The sequence below is a fragment of the uncultured Maribacter sp. genome (assembly GCF_963977385.1).
In the GTDB taxonomy this organism is placed as follows: Bacteria; Bacteroidota; Bacteroidia; order Flavobacteriales; family Flavobacteriaceae; genus Maribacter.
Window position 1 is genome coordinate 543,303 of sequence record NZ_CAXBOU010000001.1, and the last position, 21,373, is coordinate 564,675.

The following is a 21,373-nucleotide window of genomic DNA, read 5'->3' on the forward strand; positions in this document are numbered from 1 at the left end:
AAAATATGTATTTAGAAATTGTATCACCAGAAGCTACATTATTTGCAGGGGAAGTTACTTCGGTAACAGTACCTGGCATTAATGGAGAGTTTCAAATGTTGAAGGATCACGCGCCTATTGTTTCTTTATTACAAGAAGGAAAGGTCAAATTTTCAGGTAATGTTACTTTAGAAAAGGAGTATGCATCTAAGTTTGGTAAAGATGCAGAAGGTAATACTGTATTAGAGATTTCTAGTGGAACTATTGAGCTGAAAAACAATAAGGTTATTGTATTAGCAGATTAGTTGGTACATTAAATAATAAATTAAAAAGGCTACACTTTATAGTGTGGCCTTTTTTTATTCCTTTTCATAAGCTAAAATATCAGCTGGCTGACAATCTAGCGCGCTACATATTGCTTCTAATGTAGAAAAGCGAATAGCTTTAGCTTTACCAGATTTAAGTATAGATATGTTCGCTTCAGTAATACCTATCATTTCAGCAAGCTCCTTACTTTTAAGCTTTCGTTCTGTTAATATAGCATCAAGGTTTACAACTATACTCATGGTTAAATAGTTAAGTCGTTTTCTTTTTTCAACTCATAGCCATCTTTTATAATTTTTGAAATAATAAGTATGAAAATGGCAATAACAACTAAATAAATTAACTCACTTAAAGTCACATTTTGATTATATTCTCCTAATAGGCCAAACTTAATCATCGCACTGCTAATTATATTAATTAAAAAAAATCCAATAGCGTAGTAAATAAGACCACTTCCAAGCAATTTAAAGATTTTACCGTTTTTTTTAGAAAAAAATAGATTTGAGTTATCGCCATATGTTATTTTATTTACTTTAAAAAGTAACCAAAGCATATAAATCATTAAGAGAATTTCGGTAAAAGAAAATAATTGTAAAATGGTAACATTATAATTTTTCGAAAAAGAGCTTAGTGTATTAAATTGTGTCAAGAGACTTTTAGTAAATAAATATGTTTTATCAATTATTGATATAGCTAAACCGAAAATAGAAAAGAGTACTATAAAATATAAAAAATTTATTAGGATTGAAAATGAGGATTTACTTTTCATGGCATTTATATTATCGTTTAACGATAACAAATATATAAAAATTATTGAAAAACAATAATAAAGTTATTATATATAAATTAGAAAGTCTTTAAAGAAATCAATTTCCAGTCTTGATTCAAAGAATGGTAAGTGCATATATTTTCAAAACCAATAGAAAAATGAGCGCCTAATGAGCGAGTATTTGTGGCATCAACCTCGGTAATTATTGCATCATAGGTTGGGTAAGACGCTTTTTTCATAGCTTCATATAGACCACGAAATATTCCTTGTTTTCTATGGGTTTTAGCAACACAAATTTGGCCCATGGTGATAAAATTTTGAATATGTATTCCTTCTAATTCGGTAAACATTGGTCTCAAAACAGAAATTTCATCTTTAAAATCTTCGGTCATAGAAAGGGCATAACCAACTACTTTATCTCCATCTTTAGCTATAATATGCGGGCAAGCATTATTCATGCGCTCGAGCAAATCTAAATCATGTTCGACGGTAACAAAACCTTCTTGTTCTATTTCTGAAGTCGTCACCGAAGATTTTAGATTTAACCGTTGTAGCGATAGGATCTGCAATAATTCTTCTGTTGTTTCGGCAATGGTATAATCGATGTTCATCTATTCATTTTTCAACCAATCTTTTCGTGCCTTCAGTATTTTCTTGGAAGGCTCTTCTCCATTTTTCTCTTTTAAGGCAATAGTGTAATTCGGGTCTGACTCTAAAATAACTTCTGTAGTTTTTTTGCTGCCATACCTATCAAATTCGATTTTTAGTCTTTCACCGGGCTTAAATTCTTTAATAAACGTATCAAATTGAAGTCCATTAGGAAATGGTTTTTCATTAATTGACGTAATGATATCATCTTTGTCTAGGCCTGCTTTATATGCCGGGCTACCAATTTTTGTATTAGCTTGAATCTTGCCGGTTAAATCGTCTGTAACAGATACTGCCGCGCCAAAATAGGCTGAATTTGGTTCTCTTGATAGACTAACGCCAACCGAGTTTAAAAGTTCAGTATACTTGGGCATGTCGCTCTTGTAGATGAAGTTATTGAAGAAGTTATCTCCAAATTCCTCACCAGCATATGAATTCAATGATTTGTTTAAATTTTTTATAGAATATGGAATTTCTGTTTTTCCATAGGTGTCCCAAACTTGTTTCATGAAGTCATCCAAATTCAAACCGTTCTCTCTTAAAGATAAATCCAATGCTAGGCCAAGTACACTTCCGTAAGAATAATATGAAATAAAGGTGTTCTCACGATTTACGGGATCTACTGAAGTAGAGGCATCTACGAAAGGTGCTTGAAAACTCATTGCTATAGGGTTAAAAAACTGTCTAACAGGAGAATTCCAAACATAGTTAAAAGTGCCAGTTAAGCCCTCGACATAATTTTCTGTTGAAATTAATTTTGCTCGACACAGAATTAGGTTTGTATAATAGCTCGTAAATCCTTCAGCAAACCAGAGTTCCCCACTCATATTGACTTCTTCAAAATTAAAGGGTTCTAATGTTTTTGGTCTAATTCTTTCAACATTCCAGCTATGAAAAAATTCATGAGAAACTGTTCCGATATTGCCATCCATACCGCCGTTTGACAAAGTTCTAGTGCTTGTTAATACAGTCGAATTACGATGTTCCATTCCATCACCAGAAGCATTTGGTACATAGCAGGCTAAAAAAGTATAAGTGCCAAAATCAAATTTAGGTAGCTCCCCAAAAACTTCTTTTTCAGCTTCAACCACCTTTTTAACCTTTTCAAAATATAGATTTGCTTCTTCTTCCGTGCCAGGGTCATGAAGGGCTAGCTTTACGATTTGGTTATCAATGCTAAACTCTCTTACCTTATGATTGCTCAACTCTGTTGGGCTGTCCATAAAATAATAGAGGTTTGGAGCACTATAGGTGTTGTCTTTTACATGAGGTAGTTGGGTTGCAACTTTCCAATTTAAATCTTCTCTAAGATTAAAATCTACTGCTATTTTTCGTTCACTTAATGCAGGGGCATACATAAATGTTGCCGGTATATTTAAATGAGCATGCGTCTCATCAATTTGAGAATAAGTACCGTCACCTCTATTGGCAAATAAAGTATATTGAATGGTTACTTGCCCGTCATGGCCTGAAACCTTCCATTCGTATGGATTATTTCTTGTAATTATTAATGGATTTCCTTTACTATCATTCGCTGTAAAATTGTAGATATTTTTAGCAAATTCATGTAATGCATATCGCCCTGGTGACGTTCTACTCATTCTTAATGCTAAAGTATCCGTAGCTATATCTTTAAAAGATGCTGCTACGATAGCTTCATGATGAACGGCATTTTCAAAAGAAATAGAATAGGTGTTGGTTTGTGCGTTTATTTGAGTTAATTGACAACCAAAAAAAAGAATTACGAGTAAGTAGCGCATACAAAGATTTTTAGCTAAGATAATGAAGCTAATTCATGTAATTGAAAACTTTGAATTATATATAGATTGCTGCTTGAACGTATTTATTCGAATTTTATAACTTATTACTTTTCGAACTTAGTTTTAATAGTTTCATTAATCCCTTTTAAAATATAATCTGTAATGGGTTTTGTTACAAAGTCGGCAACCAAAGGCTTTTCCTTTAGTTTATCGATATCTTGTTGATAGCCAGAAGAAGTTAGAATAAAAACCATACAATTGTTAGTATTGGCAAGTTTTTCAAATTCATCCATAAATTGCCAGCCATTCATAATAGGCATATTTAAATCTAGGAAAATGATATAAATATTCTCATTTGAATAATCTTCTGTCAAATATTCTATGGCAGTTAAGCCATTGGTGAAATTTGAAATGGTACCTTCTAATGCCGCAGCCTGAATTCCTTTTTCAAGTAAAAAAGTGAATATAGGATCATCTTCAATTAATAGTAATTGATAATTCATTTTATTTCTTCTATATCTATCGCGCTAGCGGTAGTTTTAACTATGTCTTTAATAACTGAATCTATTTCATCTGCCGAAGAAATTATATAGCTAAGTATAAGTTCTTTTTCTTCAAATTGAAGGTTGTCCTTTTCGTCTCTAATTAGATTTATTAACCCTGTAAGTCTTGCAACAGGAGCACGAACAATGTGCGATTGAGTCCAAGCAATTTTCTTTAGTTGCGCATTCTGTTTCTCGATAGCTTTAATATGTTGAACTCTTGTTGTTACGTCTTTTGAGTTGACTACAATCCCATTAATAGATGGTTCATCAAGTTTATTTGTTGCAATGGTTTCCATCCATATCCAATTATCAACTCCATGTCTAAATCTAAATGGTTTAATCGTAATTTGTGGTACTTCAAAAATCTTATTAAATTGATTGAACACTGTTTCGTAATCATCTGGGTGTACATAATCGAATGCACTAGTGCCAACGAATTTTTCGGGTATTATATTTAGGATTTTGGTGGATGTCGGACTGGCATAAGTAAAAATTGAATTCTGGTCAATAATACATATCATATCACTTCCTTCCTGAACCAATGTTTTAAAGCGTCGTTCACTGTTCTCTAACTGTTCTTCAGCCTTTTTCTTTTCAGTTACATCTCGGGTATTTACGACAATCCCATTTATAGATGGTTCATCAATTTGGTTTGTTGCTATAGTTTCTAACCATCTCCATTCACCATCTCCATTTTTAAATTTGAATGGTGTGATATTAACCTGTCGGACAGTTATTGCCTCCAAAAATTGCGCGCGTACGTTTTCAAGATCATCTGGATGTATATGGTCAAAAGCCGTTGTGCCCAAGAGTTCTTCTGGGGTCATTTTTAAGGTCTTTATAGAAGTCGGACTAACGTAGGTAAATCTTGCCTCTTCATCAAAAATAGCTATAAGTTCAGTTCCTTCCTGTACTAATGTTTTAAAACGTTTTTCACTTTGTTCAAGTTGCTGTGATACTATTTTATTTTCTGTATTGTCTCTTGCTATACAGTACATTATTTCTTCTTTTTCATCCCAATTAGATGACCATAGCATGGGCACAATAGTTTTATCTTTATGTACATACCTGTTCTCGAAGTTGACTGTTTTTTCACCCAATAAAATCGAATTGGCAGAATCTTGCGTCGGTTTAATGTCTTCTTCGTAAACTAAATTTTTATAGTTCGTGCCTATTAAATCTCTAGGTTCATAGCCCCATATTCTTTTACAAGCTTTATTAATGCTTAAGAAATTACCTTTTTCATCAAAGGAGCAAATGATATCTAATGAGGTGTCCATTATTTTATCCATTTCTTCTTTAGCACTCAATATAACCTGTTGTGATAAAACTTCTGAAGTAATGTCTTTTGAAAAACAAGTTAACCCTATTTGTTTTCCTTCTTTATCGTGTAAAGGATTAAAGGAGGTTAAGCTATAGGTTATCATATATTTTTTGGGATCTTGTATTTTTTGTTTTACTGAAAAACTTTCGCCGCTTAATGCTCGTTTATAGAAACCTTTCCACCTATTATTTATTTCGGCATCAAATGTATCAGAAAATATATAATCACCTTCCTTAATAAAATGACCTATATTTCTTTTGATTAGCTGATGAAAAGCAGAATTGGCAGTAATTAATCTTAAATTTAGATCAATGGCCCACATAAAATCTTTAGTGCTATTGATCATGGCTTCTTGGTTGTTCTTAAGCCTTTCTAATTCAGTACTGTAATTTACTTTTTCTGTAATATCTTGAATGATGCCATACATTAATAATGGTTCGTTATCATCGCTCCATGTTAGAACCTTGCCATTTTCATGTACCCATTTGTATTCACCATCTGTATGCTTCATTCTATATTGAATTTCACACGCTTCAGAATCATGATTGCAACAAGTCGAAAATTTTTCCTTAACCTTGGGCAAATCTTTCGGATGAATAAAACTTAACCATTTGTCAGTCTTAAAATGACTCGGCGAAAGTTTATTTAAGCCAATTATTTGCAGTGCTTCATCGCTTAAATTAATTGTGTCGTCTTTGAAATTTCGTTCCCATAAACCAATTCCTGTGGCTTGTACAATGTTGTCTAAAAGTTTACCTTTTCTTTCTAGGTCTTTCTGTTGGTTTTTTTCGTTCTTTTTAGATTTTCGTAATTCTAATAATTTTACAACTTGTTTTGCAAGAATTTTAAGGCTTTCAATTTGTTGACTATCAAGTTTTCGTGATTCATAATCAATAACGCACAATGTCCCAAGTCGATTGCCATTTGAAGCTGTTAAGGATGCGCCAGCATAAAAGCTGATACCCGGATTGTTTTTTACTAAGGAATAATTCGAGAATCTTTCATCGTTATGAGTGTTTTCGACAATCATTAAATCTTTGTCATCACTTATTAAGTGCTTGCAGAAAGAAACTTCTAGAGGTGTTCCGTTGAAATCAATACCATGATGAGATTTAAAGAATTGCCTTTTATCATCTACTAACGATATTAAACTTACAGGTGTATTGCAGATAGAAGCTGCTAGGGAAGTTATGTCGTCATAAATAGATTCCGTTAGTGTATCCATAACGTCAAAAGACATTAAAGTTTCAATTCTTTCACTATCTAGAATATTATTCCTTTTCATATTAACAACCACTTAAATACGCTAAATACATAAAACTATTTTCAAAGTAGGAAATTTCCTTAAAAAAGGAAGCAAAAGTATACTTTAACTTTGGCAATCGTTCATGTTGCTTAACCTTTATTTGATTTAAAAGGGTTTTTTATAATTTATAAGTAGTTACTAGTCAGGTGGCTAAAATGCTTTTCGTATTAATTTCGAGATTTACTTGAAAGATTTTGAAAGAATCAAAGTGCAGGGTGGTAAAAATTACGAGAATTTGTTAATTACGTTAGTTTCATTTCATAGATAAGCTATTTTTGTTGAATGAACCAAATACCCAACAAATTGCTTAAAATTTTAGCAAAACGTAAAAAAGAGGAGACTTTTCGACAGTTGAATTCTTTAACTGGTTTAATAGATTTTATATCGAATGACTATTTAGGTTTTGCAACTAACGATACTTTATTTTCAAAAACTTTTCAGTTATTATTAAATGAAGGTGTTGCTTCAAATGGGTCTGGGGGATCAAGACTTTTGTCAGGAAATCATAAATTATATACAATTTTAGAACCTTTATTGGCTTCTTTTTATAAATCAAATACAGCGCTAGTATTTAATTCAGGTTATGATGCCAATATGGGTCTGTTTAGTGCGGTTCCGCAACGAGGAGATTTAATTTTTTACGATGAATATGTGCATGCTAGTATTCGAGAGGGTATACGAATGAGTAATGCGAAGGCTTATAGCTTTTTACATAACGATTTATCTAGTTTGCAAGAAAAAATAGAATTGAACTTCGCTAGAAATGAAGGTGATGACCTAACTATTTACGTAGTCACGGAAAGTGTTTTTTCTATGGATGGTGACATACCAGATTTAAATGAATTTGCCAAATATGCTAAGAAAAATGGATATAATTTAATTGTAGACGAAGCACATTCAGTTGGGGTGTTGGGTAGTAATGGAGAAGGGTTAATACCAGAATTAGGTCTTGAAAATGATGTATTTGCCAGAACGGTTACTTTTGGTAAAGGTTTTGGTTGCCATGGAGCAGCTATATTAGGTTCTGAAGATTTAAAAGATTACTTGGTTAATTTTGCAAAACCTTTTATTTATACAACTGCATTAACACCACACACGCTGGCTACCATAATTACAGCTCATTCATTTTTACAAGAATTGGGTGAGGAGCCTACAATTAAGTTAAAAGAGAATATTGAGTATTTTAAAAAACAGGTTAGTGCACAAAATTTAAATCTGTCTTTTATACCGAGTGATACGGCAATACAAAGTTGTATCATACCTGGATCAAAAAAAGTAAAACAGGTTTCCAGAAAACTCATAGATAAAGGTTTTAATATAAAAGCGATTCTTGCACCTACTGTTCCAGAAGGGCAAGAACGACTTAGAATTTGTTTGCATAGTTTTAATTCAAAAGAAGAAATAGGTCTTTTGGTAAAATTGTTAGCTAGTTTTATATAATGATATATGGAAGATAAATTTTATCAACTTGCCTCTTTTGAATATGTTGCCGATGTACAGATAGTTAAAGGAAAACTTGAATCTGAAGGTATACCTGTATTTCTAAGGGATGAAAATACATTAAATTCAGACCCAATAATAAGCAATGCAATTGGCGGGGTTAAATTGCAGGTCTATTCTAAAGATAAAGAAAGGGCAATGGTTATATATAATGAAATTAGGGCCTATGCTATTGATAATGATGGTGAGCCCATTGCTTGCCCAAATTGTAAAGCCCAAAAATTAGAAGCCTATTATAACAGGAAAGGTGTATTTTATAAACTTTTTCCATTTTTTGAAAAAAGAAAATATAAGTGCCTAAATTGTGGTATGATTACTAACTCAAAGTAAGAACATTATGCAGAAGATTTTTGTAACCGGAATATCAACAGGAGTTGGGAAAACTATAGCTTCGGCCATTTTTGCGGAAGCGCTACAGGCAGATTATTGGAAACCGGTACAAGCAGGAGATTTAGATAATTCTGATACCGATAGGGTAAAAAGTCTAATCTCTAATGGAAAAACCAAGTTTCATCCATGCAGTTATGAGTTAACATCCTCCATGAGTCCTCATGCTGCGGCAGAAATCGATGGTATTCGAATTGATAGATTTCATATTAATGAACCAGAGACTGAAAATAATTTAATTATTGAAGGTTCTGGAGGTATTTTGGTTCCTTTGAATGAGGAAGATACCATGTTCGATATTATAATGCCAGATTATAAGGTAGTGGTTGTATCTAGAAACTATTTAGGAAGTATTAATCATTCCTTATTGACGATAAACTGGTTACAGAACAAGGGTTATGATGTCTCTGTATTGTTCAGTGGTGAGGCTAATCCGCATTCAGAAAATATTATCTTACATAAAACTGGCATATCACTTTTGGGTAGAATTGATGAAGAGGAAAAGTTTGACAAGGAAGTGATTAAAAAATATGCTGATAGGTTTAAAGGCATATTAAAATCACTCTAAACGCTGTAGAATTTCTGCATTTTCGACAGTTGCAAAGTTGCTGTAATGTTCGGCTAAATAAGCATCTATATACTCATTTTCCTCAATTTCTTTCTTGTCTAAAATTCGTCTGCCTTTTCGTATGACAACCGTTTTTGGTTGCAATTCTTCCATAATAAATTTTAGTTCCTCTAAAGAGTTTTTCCTTGGATTGTCAAAGAATGTAAAAAGTTCATCTCTGCAAATATTACTTGGGTGGGTAGAGGCTATTGTAGGTGGTAAGGTGTCTAAATTCCAATAACCGATGTGGTATTCGAAAAACAATATGTTTTTGGTCTCTAGATCATTTTCTTTAATATAGGAAGGCACAGAAAACCCTTCTCCATTAAAGAACGTATTGCGTTCATATTTGTTTTTTATGATATTGACATATTCCAAATAACTTTCCGCAGGTATTAATAATACTAGGAGTAGTACATATTTCGGTACTTTAGGTTTGTACTCTATGGTTAGTTTCCGAATTACTATTGCGACCAAAATCAGTAGCATAGGGTGTAATTGTATAAGGTAATGGCCATTGATTCTACCGCCTTTAACGAATGAAAATAATACACCAAAAATAGCGACCAACAGGATTTGTACGGTGCGGTTCTTAAAATCAAGATTGCTGCTTTTATAAGCGTATATTAAAAAAAGACCGGTAATTACAAATATGGGAGCTAACTTTAAAATAGAATATCTTCTAGCCTCAGTATATTCTAAAGGTGCTAAAACCACAGATTCCCACCATACATGCGTTTGCTCTGTAAGGTAATATGGTACTATTGTGGCAAAAATAACGGCTAAAACACCAGCTCCAAATAACAGAACCTGTAGTAAATTGATATTATTTTTGGTAAAAAATAATTCGTAAACGAGAAAGAGGCCAATAAAAAATATAGGAAAAGCCATATTCAATTTAACCATAACGGTAGCTCCCATTAATATGCCTGCTAGAAATGTAAAAACTAATGTGTTTTTATTATGTAAAAGATAGAGGGCAGGTATAAAAAGCGCAATACAAATATGTTCTGACATTACACCTTGTAGGCTGCCGAAAAGACTTAATAGAAAAATGCAAAGCACACCTACTAATATTGAAGTCTTTTTAGATAACACTGATAATGCAATCTTGTAAGTGAAGAAGGCTGTAATAACTACCAGAAAAACACCAGCTAATCTTATGGCAATAAAACTTTTGCCGAAAACAGATATGATTGCGGCAAAAAAGGCGAAAGTCAATGGTGGTTTTAAATCCCATAATTGGGTGTAGGGTAGAAAGCCATCTGCCCACGATTGGCCTAAAAGAATAAAAGTACTTTCATCTCGGTCAATATAGTCTCGAAAGAAAAAGGGGAAGCGAATAAAAAATGTAATTTAAAAAAAGATTAGGAATACCAGGCTATTCTTGATTTCGGAAAAATGTAAAAATGCTTTATTGTTTCTTTTTGAAGGCATCTCTTTGTTGCGGTTTATTTCCCGATCTTTGCAAGATAGATAAAATGACGAATTATAAATTTTATGACCGTGGAAAATCTATCTACTCGAGATAAAAAATATTTATGGCATCCGCTAACACAACATAAGTTGAGTAAACGGCAATTGGCTATTGTTAGAGCTAAAGATGCGCTGTTATTTGATGAAGACGGAAAAGAATATATTGATGGTATAGCCTCTTGGTATACGGTAATGTATGGTCATTCTAACAAGCATATTGTTTCGGCAATGACCAAGCAAATGAACAAGTTAGATTTTGTGATGTTCAGCGGTCTAACGCACGAACCGGCAATTGAATTATCTGAAAAATTGATGGAGATTTTACCAGAAAATCAGGCAAAGATATTTTTCAATGATAATGGTTCTACTGCTATTGAAGCGGCAATAAAAATGGCCTTGCAATATTATCATAATCACGGAGAGAAAAGAGATACGCTTATAGCCTTTGAAGATGGATTTCATGGGGATACCTTTGGTGCTATGAGCGCATCAGGACTTTCATCATACAACGGTCCTTTTGAAAAATTTCTTTTGAAGGTTGTACGAATACCGGCACCACAAGAAAATAATATTCAGGGAGTAAAAGAAAAACTAGCTCAAATTCTTAAAGAAAATAAATGTGCAGCTTTTGTGTTTGAGCCATTAGTGCAAGGCGCCGCTGGCATGAAATTTCATTCTGCTAAAGGGCTCGATGAATTAATTAACCTGTGTCAGGAAAATAATGTCTTAAGTATTGCCGATGAAATAATGACCGGTTTCGGTAAAACAGGAAAGAATTTTGCTTCAGATTATCTTGAAAACAAACCTGATATTATTTGTTTAAGTAAAGCACTTACGGCGGGTATGTTTCCTCTTAGCATAACTAGTTGCTCACAAGTGGTTTTCGATAGGTTTTTAAGTGATGATGTTGCAAAAGGTTTTTTTCATGCACATACCTTTAGTGCGCACCCTATTGGTTGTGCTGCTGCATTGGCAGGAATTGAACTATTGAATTCTCCAGAAATTCTTGATAGAAGAACGTATATTGAAAACGCACATAATTCATATGCGACAATGATTAAAGCTCATAAAAAAGTAGGTGAGGTTAGGGTAATGGGAGTTATACTTGCTATTGACTTAAATGTAAAAACAGAACGTTATGGGAATTTGCGTGATAAACTATATGATTTTTTCATCGAAAGAGGCGTATTATTAAGACCATTGGGGAATACAATTTATGTGCTCCCACCCTATGTGATAACCAATGAACAGCTTCAAAAAATTTACGAAACTATATCAGAAGTTTTGGAAACTATTTAGACTTTAATTTGAAAGAGAAAATATCAATTACTTCCATTGCATCCATATCCCCATTGGGGAGTTCTGCGAATGAAATTTGGGAAGCATATCAGAATAAAAATGATTATTTTTCTGTAGAAGAACACAGCGGCTTAAAATCTTGGGTCGCTCGATTATCCAGTTCAGGTAAATCTCTTGTAGATGAGTTGCGTTTATCAGATAGTAAATACAAGAAATTAGATGATAGTGTATTGTATGCGATGATGGCTTCACGATTAGCGGTAGTACAATCTGGATGGAAAAATGATTCTGAGTTCGGAATCAATATAGGCTCGTCTAGAGGTGCGACCAAATTATTCGAACAATACCATGCCGAGTTTTTAGAAACAGGAGTAGCGTCAACCTTAAGCTCGCCAACAACCACTTTAGGTAATGTTTCTTCGTGGGTGTCACACGATTTAGGGTCAACCGGTCCTGAAATTTCTCATTCTATCACTTGCTCTACTGGATTACATTCTATATTGAACGGCATTGCATGGATCAATAGTGGTATGGCCGACAAGTTTTTGGTTGGGGGTAGTGAAGCACCGCTAACTGATTTTACCATAGCCCAAATGAAGGCTTTAAAGATTTATGCTAAAGTTGACGAATTTAATTCAACTACGGTAGTTGATTTATCAACGGAAACTGAACGTAGCCGAAGTTACCACTGCCAAGCATTGAATTTAGAAAAGGAGAATAACAGTATGATTCTAGGCGAAGGTGCATCGGTAGCGTGTTTAGAAAAGGGAGTTGTAAAAAATGCTTTGGCTATAATTGATGGAGTGGGCTATGCAACTGAAATTTTAAAACACAATACATCTATTTCTGCAAATGCCACTTGTTTTCAAAAATCGATGAATATGGCCTTAGGTGATTTAGACCCTTCGGAGGTTGATGCCGTAGTAATGCATGCTCCAGGAACTATAAAAGGAGATGTATCAGAATATAATGCTATTCAAAAAGTTTTTGGCAGCAAATTACCTTCGTTAACAACCAATAAATGGAAGTTGGGTCACACATTCGCAACATCGGGCATGCTCAACCTAGAGATGGCTTTATTAATGCTTCAGTTTAATAAGTTTATACCTGTGCCGTTTTTTAAGCAAGAAGTTGAGAACATAGATGTTAAGAAAGTGCTAGTAAATGCTGTTGGTTTTGGCGGTAATGCAGTAAGTATTTTGGTGTCTAGGTATTAAGAATAGTTGGCTGTTTTCTAAATAAATACTCGTGAAGCTTTTCTCTAACTGGCTTTAAGTATTATCTTTCAAATATCTACTAAATAGGATTTTTATGGAAACTTGGTTTGCTGCATTAACCATTTTTGAGAAAGTATACTGGGTAGTTGCTGGTATAGCATCCATCTTTTTATTGATTTTTCTTGTGACAACTCTTTTAGGTGGTGATGCAGATGATATGAGTGGAGATGTAGATACTGATATTGATGGTGATCATGGTGTTGGATTTCAGTTTCTATCCTTTAAAAATTTAACAGGCTTTTTTACCATTTTTGGATGGACAGGTATCGCTTGTTTAGATAATGGACTTTCTCATACATTAACAGTAATTATTTCTGTTATATGTGGTTTGTTAATGATGGTAGCTATGGCTTCCCTTTTTTATTATTTAGCCAAGCTACAGAGTAGTGGTACTCTTAAGTTAAGTAATGCGCTGAATCAAGTCGGGGAAGTTTACTTAACTATAGGCGCTAATAGATCTAGAATTGGTAAGGTGAGTATTAATGTGCAAGGCACGTTAAGAGAATTGGAAGCCTTAACCGATGAAAATCAAGATTTAACTCAAAGCAATGTGGTGCGCGTAAAGCAGGTTACTGCAAATGGAATATTAATCGTTGAACTATTAAATAAATAACCTTATGCTATTACCATTACAATTAGGTGGAGGTGCATCTTTGATTGCTATCGGATTTGCCATTCTCTTTTTCTTTATCATTATAATCTCCTTTATCAGAAGGTATAAAAGATGTCCTTCTGATCGTATTCTTGTGGTGTATGGTAAAGTAGGTGGTGGTAATTCTGCCCGTTGTATTCATGGTGGTGCAGCATTTATTTGGCCGGTAATACAAGACTATCAATTTTTAGATTTGACGCCTATCTCTATCGAGGTTAATTTGGTAAATGCTTTAAGTAAGCAAAATATACGTGTAAATGTACCTTCAAGATTTACCATCGGGGTATCTACGGAGCCCGGTATTATGCAAAATGCGGCGGAGCGTTTACTTGGGTTAGGACAAAACGAAATTCAAGAATTAGCTCAAGAGATTATTTTTGGACAGTTACGTTTAGTTGTAGCATCCATGGATATTGAAGAAATAAACTCGGATAGAGATAAGTTTTTAACCAATATTTCTCAGAGTGTTGAATCAGAATTGAAAAAAGTAGGTCTAAAATTAATTAATGTAAACATAACGGATATTGTCGACGAGTCCGGTTATATTGAAGCCCTGGGTAAAGAAGCGGCTGCACATGCTATAAACGCGGCACGTAAATCAGTTGCAGAAAAAAATAGAGATGGTTCTATTGGTGAAGCAAATGCAGTACAAGATGAGCGTACACAAGTAGCAGCGGCTAATGCTCAAGCTGTAGAAGGGGAGAATATCGCTAAGATAAATGTAGCAAATTCAGATTCTTTAAGAAGGCAAAGAGAAGCAGAGGCAGAACGTACCGCAATTGCATCAGAAAAGGTGCAAACTGCTAAAGCATTGGAAGAATCATATGCAGCTGAACAAATGGCCGAATTAGCAAGAGCAGAGCGTGTTCGTAGTTCTCAAATGGCTGATATTGTCGTTCCTGCCGAGATTGATAAGAAAAAGGTTGAGATTGATGCCGAAGCTAATGCGGAAAGAACAAGACGTATTGCAAAAGGTGAGGCGGATGCCATCCTATTTAAGGCACAGGCCGAAGCACAAGGACTTTTAGAGGTGCTGACAAAGCAAGCACAAGGTTTGGATGAAATAGTGAAAGCGGCAGGTAATAATCCAAAAGACGCCGTACTATTATTAATTGCGGACAAGCTCCCAGAATTGGTTAAAACACAAGCCGAAGCAATTAAGAATATTAAGATTGATAAAGTGACCGTTTGGGATTCGGGCGCAAAAGGAGAAGATGGTAAAAGTTCTACAGCCAATTTCATCTCTGGCATGTATAAATCGGTACCTCCACTTCAAGAAATGTTTAATATGGCAGGAATGCAGTTACCTGAATATTTAAAAGGTAAAGAAGTTGCCTCTGAAACAATTGAAGAAGAAACTAAAGCTTCAGGTACTACTAAGAATAAAGAAGACAAGTAATTTTTCGTTATCCTGATTTTAAAATCGCATAATTAAGATATAAACTAGAATTCCACTATTTTTGGGGGTAGAAAGAATATGAGATTATATGAGCGAAGCAAGACATAATTGGTCAAAAGAAGAAATTCTAGAAATATATAATAAACCTTTAATGGAGCTTCTTTATGAGGCTGCAACTGTACACAGAAAGAATCATGACCCCAATACGGTACAAGTTTCTACCTTACTTTCAATAAAGACCGGTGGTTGTCCTGAAGATTGCGGGTATTGCCCTCAAGCAGCTCGTTACCATACCGATATTAAGGGTAATGACCTTATGGCTGTTTCTCAAGTTAAAGCTCAGGCACTGCGTGCGAAAGCATCTGGGAGTTCAAGAGTATGTATGGGTGCGGCATGGAGAAATGTTAAGGATGGACCAGAATTTGACCAGGTGTTAGAAATGGTGCGTACCATTAACAAATTAGATATGGAGGTATGTTGCACATTGGGAATGATTACCGAAAACCAAGCAAAACGTTTGGCAGAAGCCGGTCTATATGCATACAACCATAATTTGGATACTTCTGAAGATTATTATAAAGACGTTATTTCTACACGTGCATTTGAAGACCGTTTAGATACTATAGAGAACGTTCGTAAAAGTAATGTGACCGTTTGTAGCGGTGGTATAATTGGTATGGGTGAGGCTCTAGAAGATAGAGCAGGCATGTTAGTTGCTTTAACTTCTTTGAATCCGCAACCAGAATCTGTTCCAATTAATGCGCTAGTTGCTGTGGAAGGAACTCCAATGGAAGACATAGAGCCAATATCTATCTGGGAGATGATACGCATGGTGGCTACAACAAGAATTGTAATGCCAGAAACTCAGGTGAGATTATCTGCAGGACGTACGGAAATGAGTAGAGAAGGTCAGGCAATGTGCTTCTTCGCTGGTGCAAATTCAATTTTTGCTGGTGACAAATTGCTGACGACACCAAATCCAGATGTAAATGAAGATATGGCCATGTTTAAAATGTTGGGGTTGAATCCTCAAAAACCATTTACAAAAGTATCGCAACCGAAAACAGTTGAGGCTGTGGACTCACAGGTACAATCGTTGGGGGAAAAACCAAAATGGACGCGACCAGGGCATTCCATAGAACGTAATGAAACTGCTAAGCAAAAAGCTAAAATTGTTGAATAGGTCCACATTAATACATTTTTAAGATTTTATTTTCTTAACGTTAATTACCTTTGGCTTCCCTAAAAACCATGTGTAATTGAAGTTAGCAGATATTCCGAGGATAAGACATATTACCAAGGAGAACTTTATTAATGACTACTTTAAGCCTCAGAAACCTGTTGTATTAGAACAAGCTATTGAAGACTGGCCTGCTTTTAATAAGTGGAACCTAGACTATATTAAGGAAGTAGCTGGTGATGTTACTGTGCCTTTGTATGACAATCGACCTGTGCAGCATAAAGATGGTTTCAATGAGCCGCATGCCAAAATGAAAATGGCAGCATATGTTGATTTGTTGAAGAAAGAGCCTACCAAATACAGAATTTTTCTTTGGAATATTTTAAAGGAAGTTCCTGCCTTGCAGAAAGACTATACTTTTCCAGATTTTGGATTGAAACTTTTGAAAGGTGTGCCAATGATGTTTTTCGGCGGAAGAGACTCGTATACTTTTATGCATTACGACATCGATTTGGCGAATATATTTCATTTCCATTTCGATGGAGAAAAGGAGGTAGTGCTATTTCCTCAATCTGAAACAGAAAAACTATATAAGGTTCCACATTCCTTAATTACACATGAGAGCATAGATTTCTCGAATCCTGATTATTCTAAGTGGCCTGCTTTAAAGAGTGCAAAAGGATTCAAAACAACCCTTTCTCATGGTGAAGTTTTATATATGCCAGAAGGCTATTGGCATTATATGAAATACAATACCCCAGGGTTTTCAATGAGTTTACGAGCATTAGCCCGTAACCCTAAGAATTTAGCTAAGGCATCTTATAATATAGTAATAATGCGTTATTATGATGTGTTAATGCGTAAGTTGAAAGGACAAGATTGGATAGATTGGAAAAATAAAGAAGCCATAACTAGAACAAACAAAAATCAAGAAGTATTTGTTAAAAGTTGAAATGGCTTTATTTTATGAGTTCTTGGAGTTTTTCATATACCAAATGACTTTCCCATCCTCGGTATAAAAGGTAATCAGCTAACTTTTTTCTGCGTTTTTGAATATTGGTTTCATGGATTTGACGAAGTCTTTTATTTGCTAAATCATCTAAGGTTGTTAAGTATGCCTCAGGTTCAATTTCTTTTAATGCGGTGGTAATATTGTATTTAGAAATATTTCTAAATTTAAGTTCTCTAACAATTCTGTTCTTTCCCCATTTTTTAATGTTGAATTTACCCCTTGCAAAGCTTTTGGCAAAGCGCTCTTCATTAAGAAATCTATCTTCGATTAATTGGGCTATAATGGTATCGACAGCTAAAGGAATCATGCCCATTTCTTTCAATTTAGAAACTACTTCTTTATGGCACCTATCTTGGTAGGCACAATAGTTTTCTATTTTTTTAGTGGCTTCTTGAACTGTGTAGCCTTTTGTTTTTTGGTTCATATATTTCAAAAATAGTAAACCAATAGTAATTTTACTTGTTTATAAAAAGTTATAGCCAAGTACTAAGGAAAGCACTTTATAATTAGATGAGATAGCCGCATAATTGCTAAGCAAAGCTCTTCTTGGGTTATAATTTAATTTGATACTTGCATTTTTATGGGCAAATCCTAATCCAAAATTAAAGGAAGTACGAGGTGCAATTTCAAAATCACTACTAGATTCAAAATCAATAAAAGAATCTAAAGCACTATCTATTTGAAATGCTGAATTGATAAATATTCTAGAATTGTTATTAAGAAAAAAATAATGTCTTACTCCAATAGAAGTTTCGATTGATTTGTAATCTACTGATACATTTTGAAATTCTAATTGTGCTTCACCTTCAAAACTTTGATACATGGGTTGAATAAATATAGACCACTTGTTTTTATTGAAAGGCAATATAACTTCAAGTTCAATTCCGAATCTTAAACTAGTGCTGTTTTCAAGATTAAAGTTTGTACTTGATTGCGGTGACTTAAAATCCATTGAAGCGGAATTTAGCCCAGCACGCAAACCTAAATTAAATACTTTTCTATTATTGGTTTTAGAAACTGTAGTGTTGACATAATTTGGGTTCTTGCATTGATTATGAAGAGTAAAAAAATCTATTAATTCAGATTTTTTATAATCGGTAGATTTTACATCATCAAGAGATAAATTATCACATTTAAGGTCGTCCCAAAGTTGTTTTTTGTAATCTGTATTTTCTCCAATACGATTGTCAGGAGTAAGGTATTTTTTATAAACTAGCTGTTGTGTATTACTGTTGTTGGTGTTGAAAAAGAACCTAATTAGGTTGCTGTCTTCAAAATAGAATAAGTTAGCATCACCTTCAAGTAGTTGTTCTAGAAATAAAGTTTCAGTGATGAATTCTGGATCTTTACTTTTGCTGAGCCTTTTTACAAGCGATTTTGATCTGTCAATTTCTATTTTTTGTTTTACATATTTCTTACCGTTATCAATAGAAAATTCGGAAATGTTGTAAACGTTTCCTTCTAAAACAGTTGTAGCTTCATCTATTTTATAATCAAAAGATTCTGGGTTGTTTTTCCAATCATTGTTTTTAATTAGACAAATTGTTTTTTGTCCAGAATTGTCGATAATATAACCTGGCTCAAAAGTAACTTGGGAAAAAGTATTAAAGCTTAAGCATAGTAGAATGAATAAAAAAAGTACCTGTTTCATGTAAAGTGATTTGATTAATTAGTTTGTACGTTCTTAGGCACTTTTTAGAAACAAAAAAAGCGACTCCGTAAGGAAATCGCTTTTTTCACTAATATATTGTTTTGCCGTCTTTATTTTTAAAACGGTACTCAAGATACGTATACGCATCACGCGGTTGAATTTTAATCCATCTTTTGTATTCTAAGAACCATTTTGTTCTCATTGATGGAAATCCTTTAGTGATATAAGCCGCTATAAAAGGATGTATATTTAGTGTTATACTGTTGTCCTTTGCTGGCCCTTTTAGGAGTTTTTCAAGATCCACTATAATTTTGTCTATTAAAACAATAGGTGCTTCCACCTCTTTCCCTGCATTATTAGGGTCCTCTTCGGTTGTTTTAATATTCATTTCAGGGCGTACCCTTTGTCGGGTGATCTGAATCAAACCAAATTTACTAGGAGGTAGTATTTTGTGTTTGGCGCGATCATCACTCATCTCATCTCTAAGATGTTCAAAAAGCCTCTTTCTATGTTGTGCTTTTACCATGTCGATAAAATCAACTACAATAATGCCTCCCATATCTCGTAATCGCAATTGTCTTGCAATTTCTGTGGCTGCCAAAAGATTAACCTCAAGGGCAGTGTCTTCTTGGTTTTTAGCTTTATTGGATCTATTGCCGCTATTCACATCTACCACATGTAGTGCTTCAGTATGCTCTATAATTAAATAGGCACCTTTGCTCATAGTGGCAGTTCGGCCAAAAGAAGTTTTTATTTGTCTTTCTATACCAAATTTCTCAAAAATAGGTACACTAGAGTCATAGTGCTTCACGATATTCTCCTTGTCTGGAGCAATTTCTGCCACGTACTCCTTAACTTCATTATATAAAGTAAGGTCATCTACATGAATACCCGTATAACTATCATTAAATACATCTCTTAAAATTGAAGATGCTCTATTAAGTTCAACAAATACTTTTGATGGTGTTTGAGCACGATTTAATTTTTTACACATTGCTGTCCATTTGTTCAGCAAGTTTTCTAGATCTTTGTCCAGCTCCGCAACTTTTTGTCCTTCTGCAACTGTTCTAATTATTACACCAAATCCTTTTGGTTTAATACTTCTAACTAGACGTTTTAATCTGTCTTTCTCTTCCTTGCTTGCTATCTTTTGGGATACAGAAACACGGTCTGAGAAAGGAACCATTACCAAGTAACGTCCAGCAATTGATAGCTCGGAACTAATTCTTGGTCCTTTAGTAGATATAGGTTCTTTTACAATTTGAACCAATAGTGATTGGTTTGCTTTGATGACATCGGTTATTACACCGTTTTTGTCAATATCGGTTTCGAACGGAAAATTTTTTAAGGAGTAATCCTGTAATTTTCCTGAGCTCACTTGTTTTATGAACTTGAGCATTGAAGATAATTGAGGACCAAGGTCATGGTAATGCAAGAATGCATCTTTCTCATAACCAACGTTAACAAACGCAGCATTGAGACCCGTCACCGGCTTTCTGATTTTGGCGAGAAAAATATCGCCTACAGAAAAATCATTACTACTTTCTTCTTTATGCAGTTCAGTGAGTTTTCCGTCCTTTAACAAGGCAAAGTCAACGGCTTGGGAACTAGATCTTACGATTAATTCTCTATTCACCTGAATATATTTTTAGTCGTTTCTACTAATATGTAGAGAACGAACTGATTAAACAATACCATAGACAGATACAAAAGTACCTGCCGAAATCCAATATATGGATATCTATGTCAATGAACGTAAAAAGAAAAAGTAGTTAAAAAACTACTTTTTCTTGTGTCGGTTAGCTCTTCTACGCTTCTTGCGCTTGTGTGTAGCTACCTTATGTCTCTTTCTTTTCTTACCACTTGGCATAAAGTTCTTTTTTTAAGATTAATTATTTTACGTGTACATTGCTCTTAACTCCTTCTACAAAAACCTTTGCAGGTTTAAATGCTGGAATGTTGTGAGCGGGTATTTTAATGGTTGTATTCTTGGAAATGTTTCTACCGGTCTTTTCGGCTCTGGTTTTAATAATAAAACTTCCAAAACCTCTAAGGTAAACATTGTCACCACTTTCCAATGATGTTTTTACCTCTTCCATAAAGGATTCAACTGTAGCTTGTACATCTCCTTTTTCAATTCCCAGCTTATCTGAGATTTTCGATACAATTTCCGCTTTCGTCATCTTTCAATATTAGATTTTCTGTATGTTTTTTCGGGTTGCAAATATATAAATTAAATTCAATCTTTCTTTCTAATGGGTTAATTTTAAGTGTATAA

At 34.1% G+C, this 21,373-nt stretch carries 21 protein-coding genes; 10 read left to right on the plus strand and 11 right to left on the minus strand.

Features of this window, described 5'->3' with window-relative positions:
* Positions 1-5: 5 nt before the first annotated feature.
* Positions 6-284: a F0F1 ATP synthase subunit epsilon gene (locus tag AAC084_RS02315; protein WP_339836357.1), complete on the plus strand. Its 279-nt coding sequence runs from the start codon at positions 6-8 to the stop codon at positions 282-284.
* Positions 285-338: 54 nt separating this feature from the next.
* Here the strand turns inward: AAC084_RS02315 and AAC084_RS02320 are convergent, their stop codons facing one another.
* From AAC084_RS02320 to AAC084_RS02345, 6 genes are all read right to left on the minus strand, one after another.
* Positions 339-545, minus strand: coding sequence for a helix-turn-helix transcriptional regulator (locus AAC084_RS02320; RefSeq protein WP_339836360.1), 207 nt, complete (start codon positions 543-545; stop codon positions 339-341).
* A 2-nt stretch (positions 546-547) separates the two neighbouring features.
* Positions 548-1,072 (minus strand): DUF2975 domain-containing protein, encoded by a 525-nt coding sequence (locus AAC084_RS02325; protein ID WP_339836362.1) that lies wholly within the window; start codon positions 1,070-1,072, stop codon positions 548-550.
* A 77-nt stretch (positions 1,073-1,149) separates the two neighbouring features.
* A complete protein-coding gene (locus AAC084_RS02330) occupies positions 1,150-1,683 on the minus strand; it encodes a GNAT family N-acetyltransferase (RefSeq protein WP_339836365.1) in 534 nt (177 codons plus the stop codon).
* Positions 1,684-3,480, minus strand: coding sequence for a PDZ domain-containing protein (locus AAC084_RS02335; protein WP_339836367.1), 1,797 nt, complete (start codon positions 3,478-3,480; stop codon positions 1,684-1,686).
* A 104-nt stretch (positions 3,481-3,584) separates the two neighbouring features.
* Positions 3,585-3,983, minus strand: coding sequence for a response regulator (locus AAC084_RS02340; protein ID WP_339836369.1), 399 nt, complete (start codon positions 3,981-3,983; stop codon positions 3,585-3,587).
* Positions 3,980-6,634: a PAS domain S-box protein gene (locus tag AAC084_RS02345; RefSeq protein WP_339836371.1), complete on the minus strand. Its 2,655-nt coding sequence runs from the start codon at positions 6,632-6,634 to the stop codon at positions 3,980-3,982. The genes AAC084_RS02340 and AAC084_RS02345 overlap by 4 nt, the downstream gene beginning before the upstream one ends.
* A gap of 324 nt (positions 6,635-6,958) precedes the next feature.
* On the opposite strand from AAC084_RS02345, the gene AAC084_RS02350 reads away from it, so the two are divergent.
* Genes AAC084_RS02350 through bioD form a run of 3 tightly spaced genes read left to right on the plus strand, consistent with a single transcriptional unit; the run spans position 6,959 to position 9,110 of the window.
* Positions 6,959-8,095 (plus strand): pyridoxal phosphate-dependent aminotransferase family protein, encoded by a 1,137-nt coding sequence (locus tag AAC084_RS02350; RefSeq protein WP_339836373.1) that lies wholly within the window; start codon positions 6,959-6,961, stop codon positions 8,093-8,095.
* Positions 8,096-8,101: 6 nt separating this feature from the next.
* Complete coding sequence (locus AAC084_RS02355) at positions 8,102-8,485, plus strand: DUF2007 domain-containing protein (RefSeq protein ID WP_339836375.1); 384 nt, start codon at positions 8,102-8,104, stop codon at positions 8,483-8,485.
* 7 nt (positions 8,486-8,492) lie between these two features.
* The gene (gene bioD, locus AAC084_RS02360) at positions 8,493-9,110 is read left to right on the plus strand and encodes a dethiobiotin synthase (RefSeq protein ID WP_339836378.1); all 618 of its coding nucleotides are present in this window, start codon (positions 8,493-8,495) and stop codon (positions 9,108-9,110) included.
* Here the strand turns inward: bioD and AAC084_RS02365 are convergent.
* Positions 9,102-10,370 (minus strand): glycosyltransferase, encoded by a 1,269-nt coding sequence (locus AAC084_RS02365; RefSeq protein ID WP_339836381.1) that lies wholly within the window; start codon positions 10,368-10,370, stop codon positions 9,102-9,104. The two genes, bioD and AAC084_RS02365, sit on opposite strands and share 9 nt — an antisense overlap.
* Positions 10,371-10,649: 279 nt before the next feature.
* Here AAC084_RS02365 and bioA point away from each other — a divergent pair, with 279 nt between their 5' ends.
* The 6 genes from bioA to AAC084_RS02395 all read left to right on the plus strand — a co-directional run bounded on the left by bioA (position 10,650) and on the right by AAC084_RS02395 (position 17,384).
* Positions 10,650-11,924, plus strand: a complete 1,275-nt coding sequence (gene bioA / locus AAC084_RS02370) for an adenosylmethionine--8-amino-7-oxononanoate transaminase (RefSeq protein WP_339836384.1) — start codon at positions 10,650-10,652, stop codon at positions 11,922-11,924.
* Positions 11,925-11,932: 8 nt separating this feature from the next.
* Complete coding sequence (locus AAC084_RS02375; protein ID WP_339836387.1) at positions 11,933-13,141, plus strand: beta-ketoacyl synthase N-terminal-like domain-containing protein; 1,209 nt, start codon at positions 11,933-11,935, stop codon at positions 13,139-13,141.
* A gap of 94 nt (positions 13,142-13,235) precedes the next feature.
* A complete protein-coding gene (locus tag AAC084_RS02380; RefSeq protein ID WP_339836390.1) occupies positions 13,236-13,814 on the plus strand; it encodes a hypothetical protein in 579 nt (192 codons plus the stop codon).
* A 4-nt stretch (positions 13,815-13,818) separates the two neighbouring features.
* Complete coding sequence (locus AAC084_RS02385) at positions 13,819-15,252, plus strand: SPFH domain-containing protein (RefSeq protein WP_339836392.1); 1,434 nt, start codon at positions 13,819-13,821, stop codon at positions 15,250-15,252.
* 88 nt (positions 15,253-15,340) lie between these two features.
* Positions 15,341-16,435 (plus strand): biotin synthase BioB, encoded by a 1,095-nt coding sequence (gene bioB, locus AAC084_RS02390; RefSeq protein ID WP_339836395.1) that lies wholly within the window; start codon positions 15,341-15,343, stop codon positions 16,433-16,435.
* 76 nt (positions 16,436-16,511) lie between these two features.
* The gene (locus tag AAC084_RS02395; RefSeq protein ID WP_339836398.1) at positions 16,512-17,384 is read left to right on the plus strand and encodes a cupin-like domain-containing protein; all 873 of its coding nucleotides are present in this window, start codon (positions 16,512-16,514) and stop codon (positions 17,382-17,384) included.
* A 7-nt stretch (positions 17,385-17,391) separates the two neighbouring features.
* Here the strand turns inward: AAC084_RS02395 and AAC084_RS02400 are convergent, their stop codons facing one another.
* From AAC084_RS02400 to AAC084_RS02415, 4 genes are all read right to left on the minus strand, one after another.
* Positions 17,392-17,868, minus strand: a complete 477-nt coding sequence (locus AAC084_RS02400; RefSeq protein WP_339836400.1) for a regulatory protein RecX — start codon at positions 17,866-17,868, stop codon at positions 17,392-17,394.
* Between the two features lie 39 nt (positions 17,869-17,907).
* Positions 17,908-19,095, minus strand: a complete 1,188-nt coding sequence (locus AAC084_RS02405; protein WP_339836402.1) for a tRNA modification GTPase — start codon at positions 19,093-19,095, stop codon at positions 17,908-17,910.
* Between the two features lie 88 nt (positions 19,096-19,183).
* The gene (locus AAC084_RS02410) at positions 19,184-20,731 is read right to left on the minus strand and encodes an Rne/Rng family ribonuclease (RefSeq protein ID WP_339836405.1); all 1,548 of its coding nucleotides are present in this window, start codon (positions 20,729-20,731) and stop codon (positions 19,184-19,186) included.
* A 256-nt stretch (positions 20,732-20,987) separates the two neighbouring features.
* The gene (locus AAC084_RS02415; protein ID WP_027065813.1) at positions 20,988-21,278 is read right to left on the minus strand and encodes an HU family DNA-binding protein; all 291 of its coding nucleotides are present in this window, start codon (positions 21,276-21,278) and stop codon (positions 20,988-20,990) included.
* Positions 21,279-21,373 lie beyond the last annotated feature (95 nt).